Below are 18,318 nucleotides of genomic sequence, written 5' to 3'. Positions count from 1 at the left end.
ATAACAGCTTAAAAAATGCTAGAAACGAATCTCAACGGAAGCGGCAACGTTTCTGCCCGGTGCGTAGAAACGTTGAAGCCCGTGACCGTTACGGTCAACGGCATTTGTTGTGCTATGCGCATTAATTCCCCGTAACGCATCCCAGGTGTGATATTTTTTATCAAACAGATTATAAACACCCGCACGTAACGTAATGTTATCCGTTGGGTTGTAATAACCGAATAAATCGGTAATAAAAGCGGATTTATTGAGATATTTGTAAGTCACAATTTCTTGTTTGTATTCATGTTCGACACATTGAAGCATGCCATACCAATAATCAAATTCTTCTCGAATACAATATCGATTATTTTCAATCGTTTTTGCCTCTTTTGCTTTTTTACCGCCTAAATAAGTGAAACGGCTAAAAATACCCCATTTCCCGTTCGGATCTTCATAATCCAATCCAAATACGGTTTTTATTGGTTGGATAGAGAGTAAATCGGTTCCGTTTGAAAGTTTACCTTTGCTATAACCTAACGAACCATAAAATTTAAACCCTTTTGGAATAAATGAAGCCATTTGATCTAAATTTAAGTGGGTTTTTATTTCAATGCCGCTCACTCTCGCACGATCAATATTGACCATTTGTTGTTCTAAACTCTGAAATTTTTTCCCATAAGAATAAGAGGTGATAACACTTTCTTGTTCAAATAAGAAATTGTGATAGCGGGACTGATAAACACTGACATCAAATAATCCTACATCACTACGGGATTGCGCGAAAATGGTATGGCTAACACTACGTTCTGATTTTAAATCCGGATTTGCCCGCCAAGAACCATAAGCATTTTGAAAGGTGAAATACATTTCCGATGCCGTTGGAATACGATAGCCGGTGGAAAGCTGATAACCTAGTTTCCATGTTTCCGTAACCTGAGCATTTAATCCAATAAAACCGCTCCAATTCGCAAAGCTACTTGGGTTTAGTTCTCCGCCTTCCAAACAAGCTTTAGAACATTGTGCATTAAGGGCTTTAGGTTTTAATTTGGCATAGTCATAACGAATGCCTAAATCAGAAGAAAAAATAGGATTCCATACAATGTGATCTTTTAAAGAAATGCCATACATTTTTGTTTTAACCGGACGTTGAATCGTGTACCAATCATCGCTTTCATAACTTTTCCCAATACCGATTCTATCGTGGTTAATATTTTTAAATTCACGTTCACTCATATAGCTTTTTAACGTGAGTGTATGCTCTCCCAATAAATTAAACGGCATACTTTCAAATTCTAGATTTGCACGTTTAAACTCAGTTTTCATTCTTCTGTCAAAAATTTCATCAAGTTCTTTCTCTTGCGTCAATCTGTTAGTGCCGCCTTTGTAATTAACCGCCGCAAGATTCGTTTTTTGATAATCCAAATCCAGTTTCGCAAAAGATAACCAACTTGATTCGGATACATAGGTATAATTTAGGTTAATATTGTAGCGTTTATTTTGGTCATCGGCTTCGCGCCAAGCTCCGCCGTAAAGCGTGTAACTACGTTCATCCGTATAACGATTGCCCTTTTGACCGTTTATAGCAAAGGCAATCCGATGATGATCATTAATTTGATAGCCTAATTTAGCTAAATAGCTATGAAAACGATGTGTTGACGGATCGGGATGCTGGCTTTCACTGTGGTAATATAAATCCCCATCACCATTACTTTTCATTTCATGGCCGGTACGTTGGGAATACATAAGTAATGCATCAAACTTATCACCAACATAACCTATGCCAAAGGTACGAACCCATTCACTATTTTTTCCGGCATAGCCGCCACGTAATAGCGCACCAAATTTTTTGCCGGGCTTAACTATATCAATTGCTTCAAGTGTACGATAAGCCACAACGCCACCCAACGCACCGCTTCCTGAGTTAAATGCATCTGCGCCTCTCACAATATCGATCTCACGAACTAATTCGGAATCAATAGATAAACGTGAACTATTAAAGTTGCCATAACGGGCATATAAAGAATTTTCTTCACTATCCGGTAAATTAATACCATCAACACTTATGCCAACTCGGTTACCCTCAACACCTCGAATAGAAAAACCTTTCAAAAAACGACCGTTATCACTGATACCAACATCGGAGGTATAACGAACTAAATCTCGAGTATCGCGAATCAACTCTTTTTGAATGGTTTCTGCATTTTTGTGAATTACTGAGGATTGGGTTTGGCGGGTTGAAACCAGTTCATCTTGAACGTTAATTTCATCTAATTTTTCTTCTGCATTTGCGACATTAATATTTGATAAAACAATGCCCATAGGTAACAGGCTGTAAGCCGTTATTCGTAGTTTATTCTTTTTCATAATGATTTCCTTAGATAAAACTTACGGCGAATTATAAAAAAGAAAACCAAAGAAAAAAATAATGATATTGAGAATAATTTTTATTTTGTGATCTTTATCAAAAAAACCGCACTTTATAAAAGTAAAAGTGCGGTCATTTTTTTCTGCTTTTTGATTAAATATCGAGATTTGCTCTTAATGCATTCAATTCGATAAACTCTCGACGCGGTTCTACCTCATCGCCCATTAGGGTTGTAAAGAGTTGATCAGCCGCTACGGCATCTTTAATAGACACTTTCAACATACGGCGTGCATTTGGATCCATCGTCGTTTCCCAAAGCTGATCAGCATTCATTTCACCTAATCCTTTGTAGCGTTGAACTTCCAAACCTTTGCGAGATTCTTTCACTAACCATTCTACGGCTTGTTCAAAGGTGCGTACCGGCTGTACTTTTTCACCACGAGCAACATAGGCTCCGTCCTCTAACAAGCCATTTAATTGATTATTGAGTGAAACAATTTTCGCATATTCATTACCGCTTACGAAATCAAAGTTAATAAAGTAATCGTTATCTATGCCGTGTTTACGAACGGTAATGACCGCTTCATAGACTTGACGTTCGGCATTGAATTGAGTACGCATCGCATATTGATGTGCTTCGATTTCTTTTTCTTCTAGTTGTTGAATGAAAGATTTACCCCAATTTTCAACCGCACTTTCGTCACGCATCATCTCAATAGTAAGCGGAGCTTGATAGATTAAGCCTTGCAATAATGGCGTTGGATAATGACGACTTAAACGCACAATTAATTTTTGTACGCTGTTATATTCTGCGACCAATTTTTCAAAAACAAGGCTATTCATTGCTGGCGCGTTTTCACTGATATGTAACGTAGCACCATCAAGCGCAAGCGTTAGTTCATATTGTTCCATCTCGTCCGCATCTTTGATGTAACGTTCTTGTTTGCCTTTTTTCACTTTATAAAGCGGTGGTTGGGCGATATACACATAACCGCGCTCAATAAGCTCCGGCATTTGACGATAGAAAAATGTAAGTAAAAGCGTACGAATATGTGAGCCATCCACATCCGCATCAGTCATAATAATGATATGGTGGTAACGCAATTTATCCGGATTATATTCATCGCGTCCGATACCACAACCCAATGCAGTAATTAATGTACCCACTTCTTGGGAAGAAAGCATTTTGTCAAAACGCGCTTTCTCAACATTCAGAATCTTTCCCTTTAACGGCAAAATAGCTTGGGTTTTACGATCTCGTCCCACTTTTGCCGAACCACCCGCAGAATCCCCCTCCACTAAATAAAGTTCTGAAAGTGCAGGGTCTTTTTCTTGGCAATCTGCCAGTTTGCCCGGAAGCCCGGCAATATCTAATGCTCCTTTACGGCGTGTCATCTCACGGGCTTTACGCGCGGCTTCACGAGCCCGTGCCGCCATAATAATTTGATTAACAATAATTTTCGCATCCGCAGGGTTTTCCAATAAGTATTCCTGCATTTTCTCATTCATCGCTGACTCCACCGCACTTTTCACTTCGGAAGACACTAATTTATCTTTCGTTTGAGAAGAAAACTTCGGATCAGGCACTTTCACAGAAATAATCGCCACTAAACCTTCACGAGCATCATCGCCTGAAGTTGCGACTTTTTCTTTTTTCAATAGACCTTCACTTTCCATATAGTTGTTTAAACTACGGGTCAGCGCACCACGAAAACCGGCTAAGTGTGTGCCACCATCACGTTGCGGAATATTATTGGTGAAGCAATAAACGTTTTCATTCACACCATCATTCCATTGCAATGCCACTTCCACACCTATACCGTCTTTTTCTGCCGTAAAGTAGAAAGGTTTCGGGTGAATTGGATTTTTATTTTTGTTTAAGTACTCAACAAAGGCTTGAATCCCACCTTCATAGTGGAAATGATCTTCTGCGCCATCACGTTTATCAATCAAGCGAATAGATACACCGGAATTCAAAAACGAAAGTTCACGTAAGCGTTTTGCAAGAATTTTGTAATCAAACGTTGTGATGGCAAAAATATCCGGACTTGGCCAGAAACGCACGGTCGTACCGCTGACATCAGTATCACCAATCACGGTTAATGGCGCTTGCGGTTCACCTAAATGATAAAATTGCTCATGCACATGACCTTGACGACGAATAGTGAGCTGTAATTTGTCAGAAAGCGCATTGACTACCGATACCCCCACGCCGTGCAAACCACCTGATACTTTATAAGAGTTATCGTCGAATTTACCGCCTGCGTGAAGCACTGTCATAATCACCTCCGCTGCTGAAACACCTTCTTCCGGATGAATATCCACTGGAATTCCACGACCATCATCTTGCACAGATACCGAATTATCATCATGAATTGTCACGATAATATCGGAACAATGACCTGCCAATGCCTCATCAATCGCGTTATCCACCACCTCAAACACCATGTGGTGCAAGCCGGTGCCATCATCGGTATCACCAATATACATACCCGGGCGTTTGCGTACTGCATCTAGCCCTTTTAATACTTTGATACTGGATGCACCGTAGTTATCGGTCATGGTAGTTTCTGACATAATTAATCTCTATTTTGTAAATGAAAATTGGGCGAGATTATAGCAAAAAATGCGCTAATTAGCGAATAATTACCAAAAAGCACCCATTCTTAAAAGCTAGCCTTACAATGCGAAAATTATCCGGTATGACGCTGTTTTAATTTACTAATCACATCTTCCCAAGCTAAATCGGCATCTTGCAATAACACCGTAAGATGATAAACCAGATCCGCAGCCTCGCAAATTGTCTCCTCACGATCTTTCACCGTTGCCGCTAGAGCGGTTTCCACCCCTTCTTCACCCACTTTTTGGGCGATCCGTTTTGTGCCTTTCGCATAAAGCTCGGCGGTGTAGGATGTTTGTGGATCGCTCCCTTTACGACTGGCGATCAAACTCTCCAATTTACTGAAAAAAATCCAAGCGGGTTCGCTAGATGAGCTAAATTGGTGAAAACAGCTTTCTTTCCCTGTATGGCAGGTTTCCCCTATCGGATCGACAAGGATTAACAGGCTGTCATTATCACAATCAAGGCTCATATCCACTACGTTAAGAAAATTGCCTGAAGTTTCGCCCTTTGTCCATAGCCGCTGTTTTGTACGGGAATAGAAAGTGACTCTTTTTTCGGCGAGTGTTTTTTCTAAGGCTTCAGGGTTCATATAACCGAGCATTAGCACTTCACAGGTTTTTGCATGTTGAACGATAACGGGGAGTAAATTATTGACTTTTTGCCAGTTGATATTTTTCATGTTTAACATAGTATTCCTTAATCCCATCACACTTCTTCATAAATAGCATATTTTTCATCGTTGAAAATTATAGCTTGATGATTATTAATAGGAAGTAGATTTAACTGTTCAGCATAGCTCTGCATCGTATTCCTCGTACTCTCGACAAATGGAAACTCTTCGTAATGTGGCAATATATAAAAATTTACTAAATTTAATCCTGAATATTCTTCTAATGCTGATGCTTTATTTTTATCGTCTAAAAGTTGAATATAATCTATGTTTTCTGATGCAATAATTGCACCTGCTGACTCTCCAATATAGATCAAATTCTCCAAAATTCTCTTTTTAATAACGGCAATGAGATCTTTTTTCTTTAATTCCTGTAATAAGTAAAATGTATTTCCTCCAGACACATATAAACAAGGGAAATTTTCAAGTGCTGAAATAACGTATTCCCTTTCAGCTTGACTGATATCTAAAACATGAACATCAATGCCTAAATGTTTAAAAACAGATAATGCTTCATCTACATATGCTGTATATTCTTCAACATTGGCAGCAGTCGGTATAAATAAAACACGTTTATCTTTTAATGGAGAAAGAAACATACTAAGTAAATTTTTTGTCCCTGCTAAATATGATGTTAAAAATAATTTCTTACTCATTTTCTTACCTCTACACCTTGTGTAGTTAAATAGGCTTTCAATTCGCCAATCTGAATAATCTGTTTATGAAACACACTCGCCGCCAATGCACCGTCCACGTTCGCTTCAATAAACACATCGCGGAAATGCACCATTTCTCCTGCTCCGCCTGAAGCAATCAAAGGAATATTGCAAACCGACCGCACTTTTTTAAGCTGCTCCAGATCGTAGCCCTTTCGCACACCGTCTTGATTCATCATATTTAGCACGATTTCCCCCGTTCCCCGTTGCTGCACTTCCTTCACCCAATCTAATAACTGCCATTGGGTTTGGCGAGTACGTTTTTCATCACCGGTGTATTGATTGACCCAATATCTACCGCTTTCCGCTTCAAACCAGCTGTCGATCCCCACCACGATCGCCTGCACGCCAAAGCGATCCGCCAATCTGGAAATCAGAGCGGGATCGGCTAACGCCGGTGAGTTGATCGAAATTTTATCCGCTCCAAAGGCAAACAGTTTTTCAGCATCTGCTACCGTCTTGATACCGCCTGCCACGCAAAACGGAATATCAATCACCTTAGCCACTCGCTCCACCCAGCTTTTATCCACGGTTCGACCGTCCGATGAGGCGGTGATGTCATAAAACACCAGCTCATCTGCGCCCTCTTGGGCATAGCGTTGTGCAAGCGGTACGATGTCGCCGATAATCTCGTGGTTGCGGAATTGCACCCCTTTAACCACTTGCCCGTCTTTCACATCTAAGCAAGGAATTATCCGTTTTGCCAACATTTAATTGCCTCCTCGACATTAAATTTGCCTTCCAATAAGGCGCGTCCGACAATCACACCTGCAACGCCCGTGCCTTTGAGTGCAACAATATCGGCAAGTGAACCGATACCGCCTGAAGATTGAAATTGAACTTCAGGGAAAGCCGCACAAATTTTACGGTAAAGGGAAACATTTGAACCGGCAAGCGTGCCGTCTCTTGAAATATCGGTACATAACACGTGTTGTAAACCGACCGCTTGGTATTCTTCGATCAATTCTTCAAGGGATACCCCGCTTGCCTCTTGCCAACCGCTAATCGCAATGATTTTCTGACCGCTTGAATCAATATTGACATCTAAGGCAAGGACGAATTTGTCCGCCCCATATTGCTCAAACCAGCCTTTTACCATTGCACAATCTTTCACTGCCGTTGAGCCAATCACGACACGATTTGCACCGACTGCCAGTAAATCCGTCACATCTCGCTCGGTACGGATACCACCGCCTACCTGAATTTTACAATTTGTCGCTTCAATAATCTTGCCGATAAGCGCAGTCTGTCTTTTAGCAGGATCTTTCGCCCCAGTTAGATCAACCAAATGCAGTTGCTTCGCCCCTTGGCTGATATATTCGGCAAATTGAGCGATAGGGTCATCGCTATAAGTCGTTTGTTTGGCATAATCCCCTTGATGTAACCGCACGACTTTGCCGTCAATCAAATCAAGGGCGGGGATAATTTGTGTTTTTTTCATCATTCTTCCTATTATTTAATTTTTAAAATATCTAAATGAGGTAAAACGCCCGTATCTAAAATATGCTTTTCTAACTCAATTAAATAAGTCTCTAATTTTTGCTGATATTTTTGGCATTTATCTTGATGTTTTAGTACCCTACATATTTCTAACTGGCTATAAATATCTAACAGCGAATCTTTTAAATGATAAATATAGTTATCCGGCAAATTTAAACTATTTAAGTAACTAAAATCCGTACTAAATATTTCCTTTTCTCTAAAAAGTTTGACGATTAATTTTAACTTTTGTCGTTCTTCAAAAGAAATAAATTCATTTAGAACATCAAATATTTTTAAAGGATTATCCCGAAAATTAAAAGAGATTAATTCAAGATATACCTTTTGTGGAAATAGCGTTTCTGCCAGTTTAGAATAAAGCCAAATTTCAAAACATTGACTATCTTGATAGCCAGTTAAAACAGGCAGAACTTTCCATATCCAATTGGGGATTTTATCATCAACGATACCCATAATTAGCAATCATAGATTTTCTACAAAGTTTCTCAATAGCATAGCCCCATTTTTCCCCGAACGCTCCGGGTGGAATTGTACTCCATAGAAATTATCCCGTTGAATCACAGCGGAAAACGGTACGCCATAATTAGCCGTTGCTATCGTATGTTGATTTGGCAATACCGCATAACTATGCACAAAGTAAAAATGGCTATCTTGCTCAATCCCGGCAAAAAGCGGGTGATCTGGCTCATAACCGACCTTATTCCAACCAATATGCGGCAAGGGTAAATCGCAATTTGGTAACAGGCTCGTTTTACCTTGCATTACGTTTAATGTTGCGACATTGCCTTCGGCAGAAAATTCGGTCATTAACTGCATTCCCAAGCAAATGCCAAGCATTGGCTGGGCCGCATTTCGGATTGCATCAATCAAATTGCGATCTTGCAAAATCTGCATCGCAGCCTGTGCTGTTCCCACGCCGGGGAGCAACAATTTGTCTGCGGATTTGATTTTAGCTAAATCACGGCTAATTTCCGCCTGAATATTCAGGCGATCAAAGGCAAATTTGACAGATGACAGGTTTGCACAGCCTGTGTCGATGATGGTGATGTTCACATAATGTCCTTAATTATTATTTTTAAATCTTAGAAAGAGATAATATTTGCTTGCCGTTTTCATCAAAATTGTCATTCGCCAGCCAACGTTGAAAACGGGCTTTATTTTTCTCCCATTCACTATCTAGCATAGAAAACCAAGCCGTATCTCTATTTCTTCCCTTATAAACTTGTGCTTGTCTAAAAGTACCTTCATAAATAAAGCCTAGACGTAACGCAGCTTTGCGAGAAGGCTCGTTTAAACTATCACATTTCCATTCATAACGGCGATATTTCAATGTTTCAAACACATATTCAGCAAGTAAAAATTGGGCTTCTGTCGCTATTCTGGTTTGCTGTAATTTGGGAGAATAGATCACCCAGCCCACTTCAATCACTCGATTACGCTGATCAATCCGCATTAACGCAAATGTCCCGATAGCCTGTTGAGTCGATTCATCAATAATCACAAAATAATAAGGATCTTGTGAGGTTTCAATCTGGCTTAAATAAGCCATTAACGCCTCTTTTTGCTGAAAAAGCTCTAAAGGCAAATAAGTCCAATAATGCTGTGGTGCAGAATAGACTTCAAATAAATCATCAATATGTTTAGTAGCGGATAATTTCTCCAAACGGCAATATTGCCCCTGTAATAACGCAATATTCGGTAACTCGCCGTTAGAAAAATCGGGCAGAGCTTTACCTATCGGTTGATTAAATTGATTGTATCTCACTGATTTTCTCCTTATACAAGCGGTCAAATATCCCAAAAACTTTGCAAAATTCCACCGCACTTTCAAGCTAATCATTTTAGGGACGCCACGCTGGCTTCCGTTTTAAATCACGCTCCGTTTTCATAATAGACGCCAGCGTGGCGTCCCTACTGATCACAGTATTTCCGTTTTGTGGAAAATTACAATACTCCCTTCGAACTCGGCAACTCACTCCCCTCCACCTTAATTGCCTGTCTTAACGTTCTGCCGAACACTTTAAACAGGCTTTCGATTTTGTGGTGGTCGTTGTCGCCTTTGGTTTTCAGATGCAGGGTCGCCATTAGGGTATAGGCGAGGGATTGGAAAAAATGCTCGGTCATTTCGGTGCTGAAATCACCGACTTTATCCCGTTTGAACTTCGCTTTGAATTTGAAATAGGGGCGACCCGATAAGTCGAGAGTACATTCTGCTTTACATTCGTCCATTGGTAGCACAAAGCCGAAACGGGCAATGCCTCGTTTATCGCCCAAGGCTTGTTTAATTGCCGTCCCAAGGGCAAGGGCGGTATCTTCGACAGTGTGATGTTCATCAATCCATAAATCCCCTTTGCAAGACACGTTCATTCTGAACCCGCCGTGTGTCGCAATTTGATCGAGCATATGGTCGAAAAAGCCCACGCCGGTACTGATATCATTCATTCCCGTTTTGTCCAACCAAACTTGCACCTTAATGTCGGTTTCTTTGGTTTTACGCACCACTTCGGCGTAGCGTGGGGGACACTCAGTGCAAGCGGTCGGTTGCATTGATAATTTTTCAACAATCAGATCCCAACTCAACTTTTCAGGGTGATATTGTAAGGCTCGAACTCCCAGATTTTCAGCAAGTTGCACATCTGTTTCCCGATCGCCGATCACAAAACTTTGGCTGGGATCAAAGCGTTTCTCATCAAGATATTTTTGTAATAATTTCGTTTTCGGCTTGCGGCAATCGCAGTGATCTTCAGGCTTATGCGGGCAGATCAACACCTCGTCAAAATAAATGCCTTGTGATGAAAAGAGTTGCATCATCGCATTATGCGGTTTGTCAAAATCCGCTTGCGGAAAGGATTTTGTGCCTAAGCCGTCTTGGTTGCTCACCATTACCAAGCGGTAACGTTTTTGCAATGTCAGCAAAGCAGGAATAACGTTCGGCTCAAATTTCAGTTTTTCCAAACTGTCGATTTGGAAATCGGTTTTCGGTTCGTCAATCAGTGTGCCGTCTCGGTCGATAAATAGAGTGGGTTGCATCTTGTTGTCCTCTTTGTTTATCCTGTTCAATAGGGGTTAATACAATATCAATGCAGAGTGTAAAATAGTGCCTTTAATCAATTTAGGCAAACAGAGTCATTAAATATTTAAAATAGCTTGAATGACTTTCGCATTTTCCGCTGCTGTGCCAATCGTAATCCGAATGCAATTTTGCAAGCCGAGGGCGTTATGTTGATTGCGTAGAATAATACCTTGATCCCACAGGGCGTTAAATAACTGTTGCCCCTCTTTAAATTTCACTAAAATATAATTGGCTTCGCTTGGGAAAATATATTCAACAAGCGGTGAGTTAGCCAGATTTTTTTGCAAATCGGTACGATTTGCCAGCGTCTCTGCTACTTGGCGTTGCATTTGGGCAATCCCGTTCGGCTGTAAGGCTTGGGCGGCAATATCCGCAACGGGAATCGGCAAAGGATAAGGGGCGATCACCTTTTGTAAAATTTGGATCAGCTCGGCATTCGCCAAGGTAAAACCGCAACGTAACCCGGCTAAACCAAAGGCTTTGGAGAGCGTGCGGATAATGGCTAAATGCGGATAGTCTGCTAACGCGGTTGCCATTGTCGCTTCGGGGCAAAATTCAATATAGGCTTCGTCCACTACCACAATCGCACGTCCTGCGGTCATTTGCAAAAGTTCGAGCAAATCCGACCGCTTGAGCAGGTTGCCGGTCGGGTTATTCGGGCTACAAACAAACACTACTTTCACGCCGTCTAATTGCCGTTCAATTTCCGTCAAATTAAGCTGGAAATCAGCGGTCAGCGGCACAGTTTTACAGGCAATGCCACAGGTTTCCGCACTGACGGCATACATTCCGTAGGTCGGCGGGCAGTATAAAACAGCGTCGTCCGCTTCACAGAATGCACGGATAATCAGCTCAATGCTTTCATCACCGCCACGGCTGACTAATACATTTTCCGGCTGAACACCGGCATAGCGTGCATAGCCCTCTACCACTGCCTGCGGCTGCGGTTCAGGGTAGCGGTTAAACGTGCGGTCGGTTAAATCAAAATTGGGCGAAGTCGGGTATTCGTTGGCATTTAACCACACATCACCCTTGCCGCCTAAACGGCGAGCGGATTGATAGGGCGTAAGTGCTTGAATATTTTTTCTGGAAAGTTGTGAAATTGTCATAGTAGCTTCCTGTTTTTATGTTTTAGGTAATAATTTTGGGATAATCAATAATGGAATGACGATAGCTAAACTGCCACCTGAAAATTTATTGATGTTATTATAAAAAGGTATATTAAAGCTGATTAAAATACCTATATTGATAAACCATACAATTAAAATAGCTGCAAATACTTTAACCTCATTTTGTTGTGTATATTGTTTATAAATCATCCATAACAGACTTAAAATAGTAGGTATTGTAGAAATAAAAAATACCTTATTAAATACTGCATTGATATTTTCAAACGGATTATCATATTCTCTTGCTAACCAATAAGAGATAAAAATTGTTAATATCATTAGTATTTGAGTGTAAAAAAGACTTTTTACAAAAATCTGTAATTTAGGATAATGATATTTTAATTCTGTCATTTTATTGTCTCCTTTTATTTTGTATCACCCTAAGAGGTAATATTTTATCTAATCACGACTATACTCTAAAATAGTTACACTAAAACACCCGTGTTTTTCAAGAAAAATACAAGAAAAGCCTTGTTTTAATAGTGTGTTTTTTATTTCTCGAATCACAAAACCGTGTGCAATAATCACACAACGTCGTTCTGCCGGCAGTTGCTGTATAAAATGCTTTACCCTTAATTTTTCTTGTTTCACTGTTTTAGTCGCTTGATTTAGCCCGATGAGCCAAAGTAAACGAGAAATCACAAACCAATACTGTACGGATAATGAAATAAAGGGAATATTTGCAATATGTAAATTAAATTCTTTAAGCGCATCGCAGACGATTATTTTATGCTATCCAAACAAATGGCGCGCTGTGAGATATGCACGAGGTAAAGGAGAACTATATACATACTCGCACTGTTTAATTTCATTCATTATTGCAGGAGAAGAAAAAGCTGCAATCTGATCAAAGCAAATATTTTCCGTCTTATCGTATTCTTCTAAATAATGACCAGCCTGCTTAGCCGAACACACGGCATTAGGGATATTCGGTGTGCAATGTCTAATCAAAATAATACGTCTTTTCATATTTAGTCTATTTCTCGTTTTATTATCGTGTTTAATTTTTTAACATATGCATAATCAGAAATTAACGTTAATGCCTGTTCCAATTCCACCGCATTTTGTTGCAAGCGTTTTTGGTTTAAGGCATAGCCTTTAACAAGATAATCTTTCAAGCGAGCGGTCGCCCAACGGCGAAATGCGACGCCTTGCGGAGATTTAATTCGATAGCCAACAGAAATAACCGTTTCTAAATCATAGAATGTTACTGGACGGTCTGAAGAAGCAATTTGCATTTTTTGCAAATTGCTTTTTTCGCTAATTTCTCCTTCATCAAGTGCATTACGAATATGACGAGAAATTACAGACACATCTCTACCAAATAAAGTAACCATCTGTGCCTGTGAAAGCCACACAGTATCATTGTCAAACCACACTTCAACTTGGGTTTGCCCGTCTTGAGTTTGGTAGATTTCAATCGGATTTTGCATTGGGTTCTCCATTTATAAAAAATCAGCCCTTAATTTAATTCGGCAATTAAACATTCAATTTTTCCAACCGCACTTCTACCGCTTGTCTGTGAGCGTCCAACTGCTCGGAGGCAGCCATTGCGATAACTGTTGGGGCAAGGGCTTTAAAACCTTGCGGGCTGAGTTCTTGGACCGTCATTCGTTTGCTGAAATCTGCTAAACCGAGGCTTGAGTAGGTTTTTGTGTAGCCGTAAGTTGGAAGAACGTGGTTCGTGCCGCTGGCGTAGTCGCCCATACTTTCCGGACTGTATGCGCCTAAGAAAATAGAACCGGCGTTATCGAGTCGGTCGAGCAAGGCTCTTGGGTTTGCTATTTGTACGACCAAATGCTCCGGTGCATAGGCATTGCTAATTGCAATACATTGGGCTAAATCCTCGGCAAGAAATATGCGGCTGTGAGCAAGGGCTTGGCAAGCGGTCTGTTTTCGTGGCAAGTTTGCAAGTTGTTTTTCAATCGAAAGTGCGGTCGATTTTGCCACGGTTTCACTATTTGTAACTAAAATTACTTGGCTATCCGCACCGTGTTCCGCTTGTGAGAGCAGATCGCTGGCGACAAAATCGGGATCGGCAAATTCATCGGCAATCACCAATACTTCGGACGGGCCTGCCGGCATATCAATCGCTGCACCGTCAAGCCGTTGGCTCACTTGGCGTTTTGCTTCTGTTACAAACGCATTGCCCGGCCCAAAGATTTTATCGACCTTCGCCACACTTTCCGTCCCAAACGCCATCGCCGCAATCGCCTGCGCACCGCCAACAGCATAGACCGTTTCAATACCGCACAACTCGGCAGTATAAAGAATTTCATCGGCAATCGGCGGTGGCGTGCAAAGCACAATTTTTTTGCAACCGGCAATCCGTGCCGGCACGGCAAGCATTAACACGGTAGAAAACAGGGGCGCTGAACCGCCGGGGATATATAATCCCACCCGTTCAATCGGACGGGTCAGCACTTGGCAACGCACGCCGCTTTGGGTTTCAATATCTATCGCCTGCGGTTGTTGCGCTTGGTGGAAGGTGGCGATGTTCTGTTTCGCCGTTTGGATTGCCTGTTTTAACTCACTCGAAAGGCGTTCCCCTGCCTGCTGAATAGCGGTTTGCGACACGGTTAGGCTCTCTAATTTGACCTTATCAAATTTTTCAGTCAGCTCAAATAACGCTCGATCGCCCTGTGATTTTACAAGATCGAGGATATTTCCGACCGCTTGTTTAATCTCATCGGAAGCCGAAATTGCCGGACGAGTTAAAGCCTGCTGCCGTTCGGTGTCGGTTAGGTTATTCCAAATAAGTGTTTGCATAATCAATTCCTTGTCGTGTTAATTTAAAAAACCGCTGATGCCGAGATAAATCAATAATGTGCCGAAAAGTGCGGTCATTATTTTGCGGACGTAAAGTTGGTTGACAAACCGTTTGGCAAAATGGGCGCTCAAGGCGTAACCGCCCATTACGATTGCCACGGCAATTAAAAATAAGCCGGCTAATAGCAGCAGTTGCCGGGTGGTGCTCCAATCGCTATCGGCGTCCATAAATTGCGGAAAATATGCCAGTAAAAACACGATGGTTTTCGGGTTAATCACAGTAATGAAAAAACCGGTTTTCCAATCGGTTTGGCTGGCTTGATTTTCTTGTGCCAAATGCAGCGAACGCAACGCCCAAAGCGTGATGATACCGAGGTAAATTAAGTAGCCGTTGGCAGCAATCCCCATTATGCTTAACGCGGTCGGGGATTGGCTTAATAGCTCACCGATCCCGGCAATCACAGCAATAAGAAGAACAATATCGCCCAACAAAATACCCAGCGTAATTGCCATACCCTTCCGCCAACCCCGTTCAATGCTGCCTTGAATTGTGAGCATCATTGCCGGCCCGGGTAGCGCGGCGATCAGCAGGCTGGAGAGGGTGAAATAAACCAGTAGGGATAATGCCATTCGTATTCCTTTTATTTTAAATAATGAGAAATCAGGCGCTATTTCATCATCTTCTCAATCGGTAACACCAAAATTGAACTTGCGCCAATCTCTTTCAATTTTTCCATTGTTTCCCAAAACAGATTTTCTTGGCTGACGACGTGCATCGCAACTTGATTAGTATCGTGGGCAAGCGGGAGAATTGTCGGGTTTTCTACCCCCGGTAAAAGAGCGGTAATGTCCGCCAGCCGATCTTTTGGAGCGTGGAGCATTATGTACTTCGATTCTGCTGCCTGTTGCACCCCTTGAATACGGGTAAGCAAACGGTCGATAAGCGCCTGTTTTTTGCAATCGAGCGCAGCCGCACGCTGTACCAAACAAGCAGTAGAGCGGTAAATCACCTCGACTTCTCGTAGGCCGTTCGCTTCCAAAGTCGCACCGGACGACACCAAATCGCAAATGGCGTTGGCTAAACCGGCGGTTGGGGCAACTTCCACCGAACCGGTCAGCAGACAGTTTTTGAACGGGACATTCTGTTGCTGCATATAGCGTTTAAGCAGATTGGGGTAGGAGGTCGCAATGCGGGCATCGGTTAAATCGGCGATATTGCGATAAGCGGCATCTCGCGGCAATGCGAGGGAAAGGCGGCAACCGCCAAAATCAAGGCGCTTAAGCAGTTTGTAATCGGCATTTTCACCGCCGGCGAGTCGCCCTAACGCCACTTCCTCCAGCACATTTTCGCCGATAATACCGAGATCGACCACGCCGTCAAAAATTAGCCCCGGAATATCGTCATCTCGCACCCGTAAAATATCAATCGGCAGGTTTTCGGAATAAGCGATAAGGCGCTGTTCATTCCAGTTAATCTTCACGCCACACTGTTTTAAGAGAGTTTGGCCGTCGCTGCTAAGCCGTCCGGATTTTTGCATTGCAATGCGAAGTCTGTTGGTTGTCATATTGTGTTCCTGTTATTTTTGATAAAGAAAAACCCCTCGAAATCGCTTCCGAGGGGTTGAATTGTGTTGTGCTTCATTCGTACTCGGAAGTTATCTTCCGAACACACCAAATGCCCGAAAGATTATTCAGGAAAATGATGGTGATGATGTGTTGTACGAATAAAGGTCATAACTTGCTCCAAAATTGAATGTTTTCGACTATACGAAAAAATGAACGACCGTGCAACCCCTTTTTTTAATAAAATACGCAAACGATTGTATATAAAAAAAATGAGTTATTTTGCTCTAAAAATGAATAAGATGATTCAATAAACAAGATAAAGTGCGGTCTGTTTTCTGCTATTTTTTCACTATTTTGTGGCAATTTATCTAATTGTTTTTTTTGCCTAATAATGCGTGAGCCCATACCGTTTTTTTCGCTTCTTCCAGCTGATTTTTTACGCTAAATACGTTGTAAAGTCATCACGATAACTTTTTGATTCACTACTAATTTCTCCAATTTTTCAAATAACAATTCTTGCTATGCTAATTTATCAAACTCAGGACAAGAATTTTTAATCTAAGGTTCTAACAAATTGTACAGCTAAACTTTCGTGCAAAAGAATCACTAAATAACCGATTAGGGCATAGATCATAGGTTTCAATAACAGGTGTGGTGATTTCTATAAATAAGATAAAAACACCGGTAAGGTGGACTGTAACGGTATGACCAATAGCTTTTTTCTCTAATAGAAATGAACTTTTAGAGATAGATTGTGTTTTTTATGTTAAAAAAATGTGAAACACCTCATATTTTTGAAAGAAAACGATTGCGCATATTGGCGCACAAGTATATGTTGTCAGGGTTATTGAATAAAAATAACACAACATCTTACTAAATTTTCTACAATCCACGATAAGAGGGCTTTACAATGAAAAAATATTCCACTCTTTCTCTTGCTGCATTATTAGCAATGGGTGCACTCTCTGCTCAAGCCGCAGAAAAATTTGTCACCATCGGTACCGGCGGACAAACCGGTGTTTATTATGTGGTGGGTCAATCCATTTGCCAATTAGTGAATCGCGATACGGCAAAAACCCAAATTAAGTGTAATGCCCCTTCTACCGGTGCGTCTGTTGCCAATTTGAATGCGATTGCGGCAAATCAAATGGAAATGGGAATCGCCCAATCCGATTGGCAATATCACGCTTATAACGGCACAAGTTCATTTGCAGGCAAGAAAAATGATAAATTGCGCGCCATTTTTTCTATTCACCCCGAACCTTTTACGCTAATGGCCCGCGACGATTCGGGGATTCAACAATTTGATGATTTAAAAGGCAAACGTGTCAATGTGGGCGATCCAGGTTCCGGTACGCGGGCAACAATGAATGTGATTTTAGCCGCGAAAGGTTGGACGGATAAAGAATTTAAAGTCGCGTCAGAATTAAAACCGGCAGAAATGGCGTCGGTAATGTGTGATAACAATTTAGATGCGATTACTTATAATGTCGGTCATCCGAATGGCGCATTAAAAGAAGCTGCGGCTTCGTGTAATGCGCATTTAGTGCCGATTACCGGTACGGAAATTGACAAATTGGTTGCTGATAATCCGTATTATGCGAAAGCAACCATTCCGGGCGGTTTGTATAAAGGAACGGATAATCCGGTGGATACCTTTGGGGTTTATGCAACCTTAGTAACCTCCTCCGATGTGGATGCGGACAGTGTTTATGCCATTGTTAAAGCCGTTTTCGACAATTTTGATCGCTTTAAACGCCTCCATCCGGCATTTGCTCATTTAAAACAGGAAGATATGATCAAAAATGCGCTATCCGCACCATTGCATGAAGGCGCAATACGTTATTACAAAGAAAAAGGCTGGTTAAAATAACCGAGCATATTA

The 18,318-nt window shown here is 41.4% G+C and carries 18 protein-coding genes, 1 pseudogene and 1 other annotated feature; of the genes and pseudogenes, 1 reads left to right on the top strand and 18 read right to left on the bottom strand.

What is annotated here, in order from left to right; translation table 11 throughout:
• Window positions 1–18: 18 nt before the first annotated feature.
• The 18 genes and pseudogenes from FEE42_RS08265 to hisG all read right to left on the bottom strand — a co-directional run bounded on the left by FEE42_RS08265 (window position 19) and on the right by hisG (window position 16,432).
• Window positions 19–2,301 carry a TonB-dependent hemoglobin/transferrin/lactoferrin family receptor gene (locus FEE42_RS08265; RefSeq protein WP_237184498.1) on the bottom strand — a complete coding sequence of 761 codons (2,283 nt, stop codon included), beginning with the start codon at window positions 2,299–2,301 and terminating at the stop codon, window positions 19–21.
• A gap of 199 nt (window positions 2,302–2,500) precedes the next feature.
• Entirely contained in the window at window positions 2,501–4,924 is a 2,424-nt protein-coding gene (gene gyrB / locus FEE42_RS08260) for a DNA topoisomerase (ATP-hydrolyzing) subunit B (protein WP_164028162.1), read from the bottom strand.
• 116 nt (window positions 4,925–5,040) lie between these two features.
• On the bottom strand, window positions 5,041–5,658 hold the full coding sequence (gene hisIE, locus FEE42_RS08255) for a bifunctional phosphoribosyl-AMP cyclohydrolase/phosphoribosyl-ATP diphosphatase HisIE (RefSeq protein WP_164028160.1): 618 nt from the start codon (window positions 5,656–5,658) through the stop codon (window positions 5,041–5,043).
• A 17-nt stretch (window positions 5,659–5,675) separates the two neighbouring features.
• Window positions 5,676–6,296, bottom strand: coding sequence for a Type 1 glutamine amidotransferase-like domain-containing protein (locus FEE42_RS08250; RefSeq protein WP_164028158.1), 621 nt, complete (start codon window positions 6,294–6,296; stop codon window positions 5,676–5,678).
• Window positions 6,293–7,066 carry an imidazole glycerol phosphate synthase subunit HisF gene (gene hisF / locus FEE42_RS08245; protein ID WP_164028156.1) on the bottom strand — a complete coding sequence of 258 codons (774 nt, stop codon included), beginning with the start codon at window positions 7,064–7,066 and terminating at the stop codon, window positions 6,293–6,295. The genes FEE42_RS08250 and hisF overlap by 4 nt, the downstream gene beginning before the upstream one ends.
• Window positions 7,048–7,797: a 1-(5-phosphoribosyl)-5-[(5-phosphoribosylamino)methylideneamino]imidazole-4-carboxamide isomerase gene (gene hisA / locus FEE42_RS08240; RefSeq protein WP_164028155.1), complete on the bottom strand. Its 750-nt coding sequence runs from the start codon at window positions 7,795–7,797 to the stop codon at window positions 7,048–7,050. The genes hisF and hisA overlap by 19 nt, the downstream gene beginning before the upstream one ends.
• A gap of 11 nt (window positions 7,798–7,808) precedes the next feature.
• Complete coding sequence (locus FEE42_RS08235) at window positions 7,809–8,309, bottom strand: hypothetical protein (protein ID WP_164028153.1); 501 nt, start codon at window positions 8,307–8,309, stop codon at window positions 7,809–7,811.
• 9 nt (window positions 8,310–8,318) lie between these two features.
• Window positions 8,319–8,909 (bottom strand): imidazole glycerol phosphate synthase subunit HisH, encoded by a 591-nt coding sequence (gene hisH / locus FEE42_RS08230; RefSeq protein ID WP_164028151.1) that lies wholly within the window; start codon window positions 8,907–8,909, stop codon window positions 8,319–8,321.
• A gap of 22 nt (window positions 8,910–8,931) precedes the next feature.
• Window positions 8,932–9,621, bottom strand: a complete 690-nt coding sequence (locus FEE42_RS08225) for a GNAT family N-acetyltransferase (RefSeq protein ID WP_164028149.1) — start codon at window positions 9,619–9,621, stop codon at window positions 8,932–8,934.
• A 179-nt stretch (window positions 9,622–9,800) separates the two neighbouring features.
• The gene (hisB, locus tag FEE42_RS08220; protein ID WP_164028147.1) at window positions 9,801–10,886 is read right to left on the bottom strand and encodes a bifunctional histidinol-phosphatase/imidazoleglycerol-phosphate dehydratase HisB; all 1,086 of its coding nucleotides are present in this window, start codon (window positions 10,884–10,886) and stop codon (window positions 9,801–9,803) included.
• 99 nt (window positions 10,887–10,985) lie between these two features.
• Window positions 10,986–12,038 (bottom strand): histidinol-phosphate transaminase, encoded by a 1,053-nt coding sequence (gene hisC / locus FEE42_RS08215; RefSeq protein ID WP_164028145.1) that lies wholly within the window; start codon window positions 12,036–12,038, stop codon window positions 10,986–10,988.
• A gap of 15 nt (window positions 12,039–12,053) precedes the next feature.
• A complete protein-coding gene (locus FEE42_RS08210) occupies window positions 12,054–12,449 on the bottom strand; it encodes a hypothetical protein (RefSeq protein WP_164028143.1) in 396 nt (131 codons plus the stop codon).
• 48 nt (window positions 12,450–12,497) lie between these two features.
• Window positions 12,498–12,740 (bottom strand): histidine phosphatase family protein, encoded by a 243-nt coding sequence (locus FEE42_RS08205; RefSeq protein ID WP_164028141.1) that lies wholly within the window; start codon window positions 12,738–12,740, stop codon window positions 12,498–12,500.
• A gap of 90 nt (window positions 12,741–12,830) precedes the next feature.
• Window positions 12,831–13,067 carry a histidine phosphatase family protein gene (locus tag FEE42_RS08200; RefSeq protein WP_164028139.1) on the bottom strand — a complete coding sequence of 79 codons (237 nt, stop codon included), beginning with the start codon at window positions 13,065–13,067 and terminating at the stop codon, window positions 12,831–12,833.
• 32 nt (window positions 13,068–13,099) lie between these two features.
• Window positions 13,100–13,531 (bottom strand): annotated as a pseudogene (locus tag FEE42_RS08195) (virulence RhuM family protein); the annotation flags it as partial.
• A 46-nt stretch (window positions 13,532–13,577) separates the two neighbouring features.
• The gene (gene hisD, locus FEE42_RS08190) at window positions 13,578–14,867 is read right to left on the bottom strand and encodes a histidinol dehydrogenase (protein ID WP_164028137.1); all 1,290 of its coding nucleotides are present in this window, start codon (window positions 14,865–14,867) and stop codon (window positions 13,578–13,580) included.
• A gap of 18 nt (window positions 14,868–14,885) precedes the next feature.
• On the bottom strand, window positions 14,886–15,497 hold the full coding sequence (locus tag FEE42_RS08185) for a LysE family translocator (RefSeq protein WP_164028135.1): 612 nt from the start codon (window positions 15,495–15,497) through the stop codon (window positions 14,886–14,888).
• A gap of 38 nt (window positions 15,498–15,535) precedes the next feature.
• Window positions 15,536–16,432, bottom strand: a complete 897-nt coding sequence (gene hisG / locus FEE42_RS08180) for an ATP phosphoribosyltransferase (RefSeq protein ID WP_164028133.1) — start codon at window positions 16,430–16,432, stop codon at window positions 15,536–15,538.
• A 24-nt stretch (window positions 16,433–16,456) separates the two neighbouring features.
• Window positions 16,457–16,579 (bottom strand) — a sequence feature (His leader region).
• Window positions 16,580–17,343: 764 nt separating this feature from the next.
• On the opposite strand from hisG, the gene FEE42_RS08175 reads away from it, so the two are divergent.
• Window positions 17,344–18,306 carry a TAXI family TRAP transporter solute-binding subunit gene (locus FEE42_RS08175; protein WP_164028131.1) on the top strand — a complete coding sequence of 321 codons (963 nt, stop codon included), beginning with the start codon at window positions 17,344–17,346 and terminating at the stop codon, window positions 18,304–18,306.
• Window positions 18,307–18,318: the final 12 nt, after the last annotated feature.

This window comes from Rodentibacter caecimuris, from assembly GCF_010587025.1.
Lineage (GTDB): Bacteria > Pseudomonadota > Gammaproteobacteria > Enterobacterales > Pasteurellaceae > Rodentibacter > Rodentibacter caecimuris.
Note: the sequence above shows the minus strand (reverse complement) of the source record. Positions and strands in the feature narration are given on the sequence as shown.

Coding starts and splice junctions, on each gene's coding strand:
- hisC (WP_164028145.1), bottom strand. CDS start 12,038: ATGACAATTTCACAACTTTCCAGAAAAAATATTCAAGCACTTACGCCC.
- FEE42_RS08175 (WP_164028131.1), top strand. CDS start 17,344: ATGAAAAAATATTCCACTCTTTCTCTTGCTGCATTATTAGCAATGGGT.
- FEE42_RS08185 (WP_164028135.1), bottom strand. CDS start 15,497: ATGGCATTATCCCTACTGGTTTATTTCACCCTCTCCAGCCTGCTGATC.
- hisA (WP_164028155.1), bottom strand. CDS start 7,797: ATGAAAAAAACACAAATTATCCCCGCCCTTGATTTGATTGACGGCAAA.
- FEE42_RS08235 (WP_164028153.1), bottom strand. CDS start 8,309: ATGGGTATCGTTGATGATAAAATCCCCAATTGGATATGGAAAGTTCTG.
- hisD (WP_164028137.1), bottom strand. CDS start 14,867: ATGCAAACACTTATTTGGAATAACCTAACCGACACCGAACGGCAGCAG.
- hisF (WP_164028156.1), bottom strand. CDS start 7,066: ATGTTGGCAAAACGGATAATTCCTTGCTTAGATGTGAAAGACGGGCAA.
- hisG (WP_164028133.1), bottom strand. CDS start 16,432: ATGACAACCAACAGACTTCGCATTGCAATGCAAAAATCCGGACGGCTT.
- FEE42_RS08250 (WP_164028158.1), bottom strand. CDS start 6,296: ATGAGTAAGAAATTATTTTTAACATCATATTTAGCAGGGACAAAAAAT.
- gyrB (WP_164028162.1), bottom strand. CDS start 4,924: ATGTCAGAAACTACCATGACCGATAACTACGGTGCATCCAGTATCAAA.
- FEE42_RS08200 (WP_164028139.1), bottom strand. CDS start 13,067: ATGAAAAGACGTATTATTTTGATTAGACATTGCACACCGAATATCCCT.
- FEE42_RS08265 (WP_237184498.1), bottom strand. CDS start 2,301: ATGGGCATTGTTTTATCAAATATTAATGTCGCAAATGCAGAAGAAAAA.
- hisIE (WP_164028160.1), bottom strand. CDS start 5,658: ATGTTAAACATGAAAAATATCAACTGGCAAAAAGTCAATAATTTACTC.
- FEE42_RS08210 (WP_164028143.1), bottom strand. CDS start 12,449: ATGACAGAATTAAAATATCATTATCCTAAATTACAGATTTTTGTAAAA.
- hisB (WP_164028147.1), bottom strand. CDS start 10,886: ATGCAACCCACTCTATTTATCGACCGAGACGGCACACTGATTGACGAA.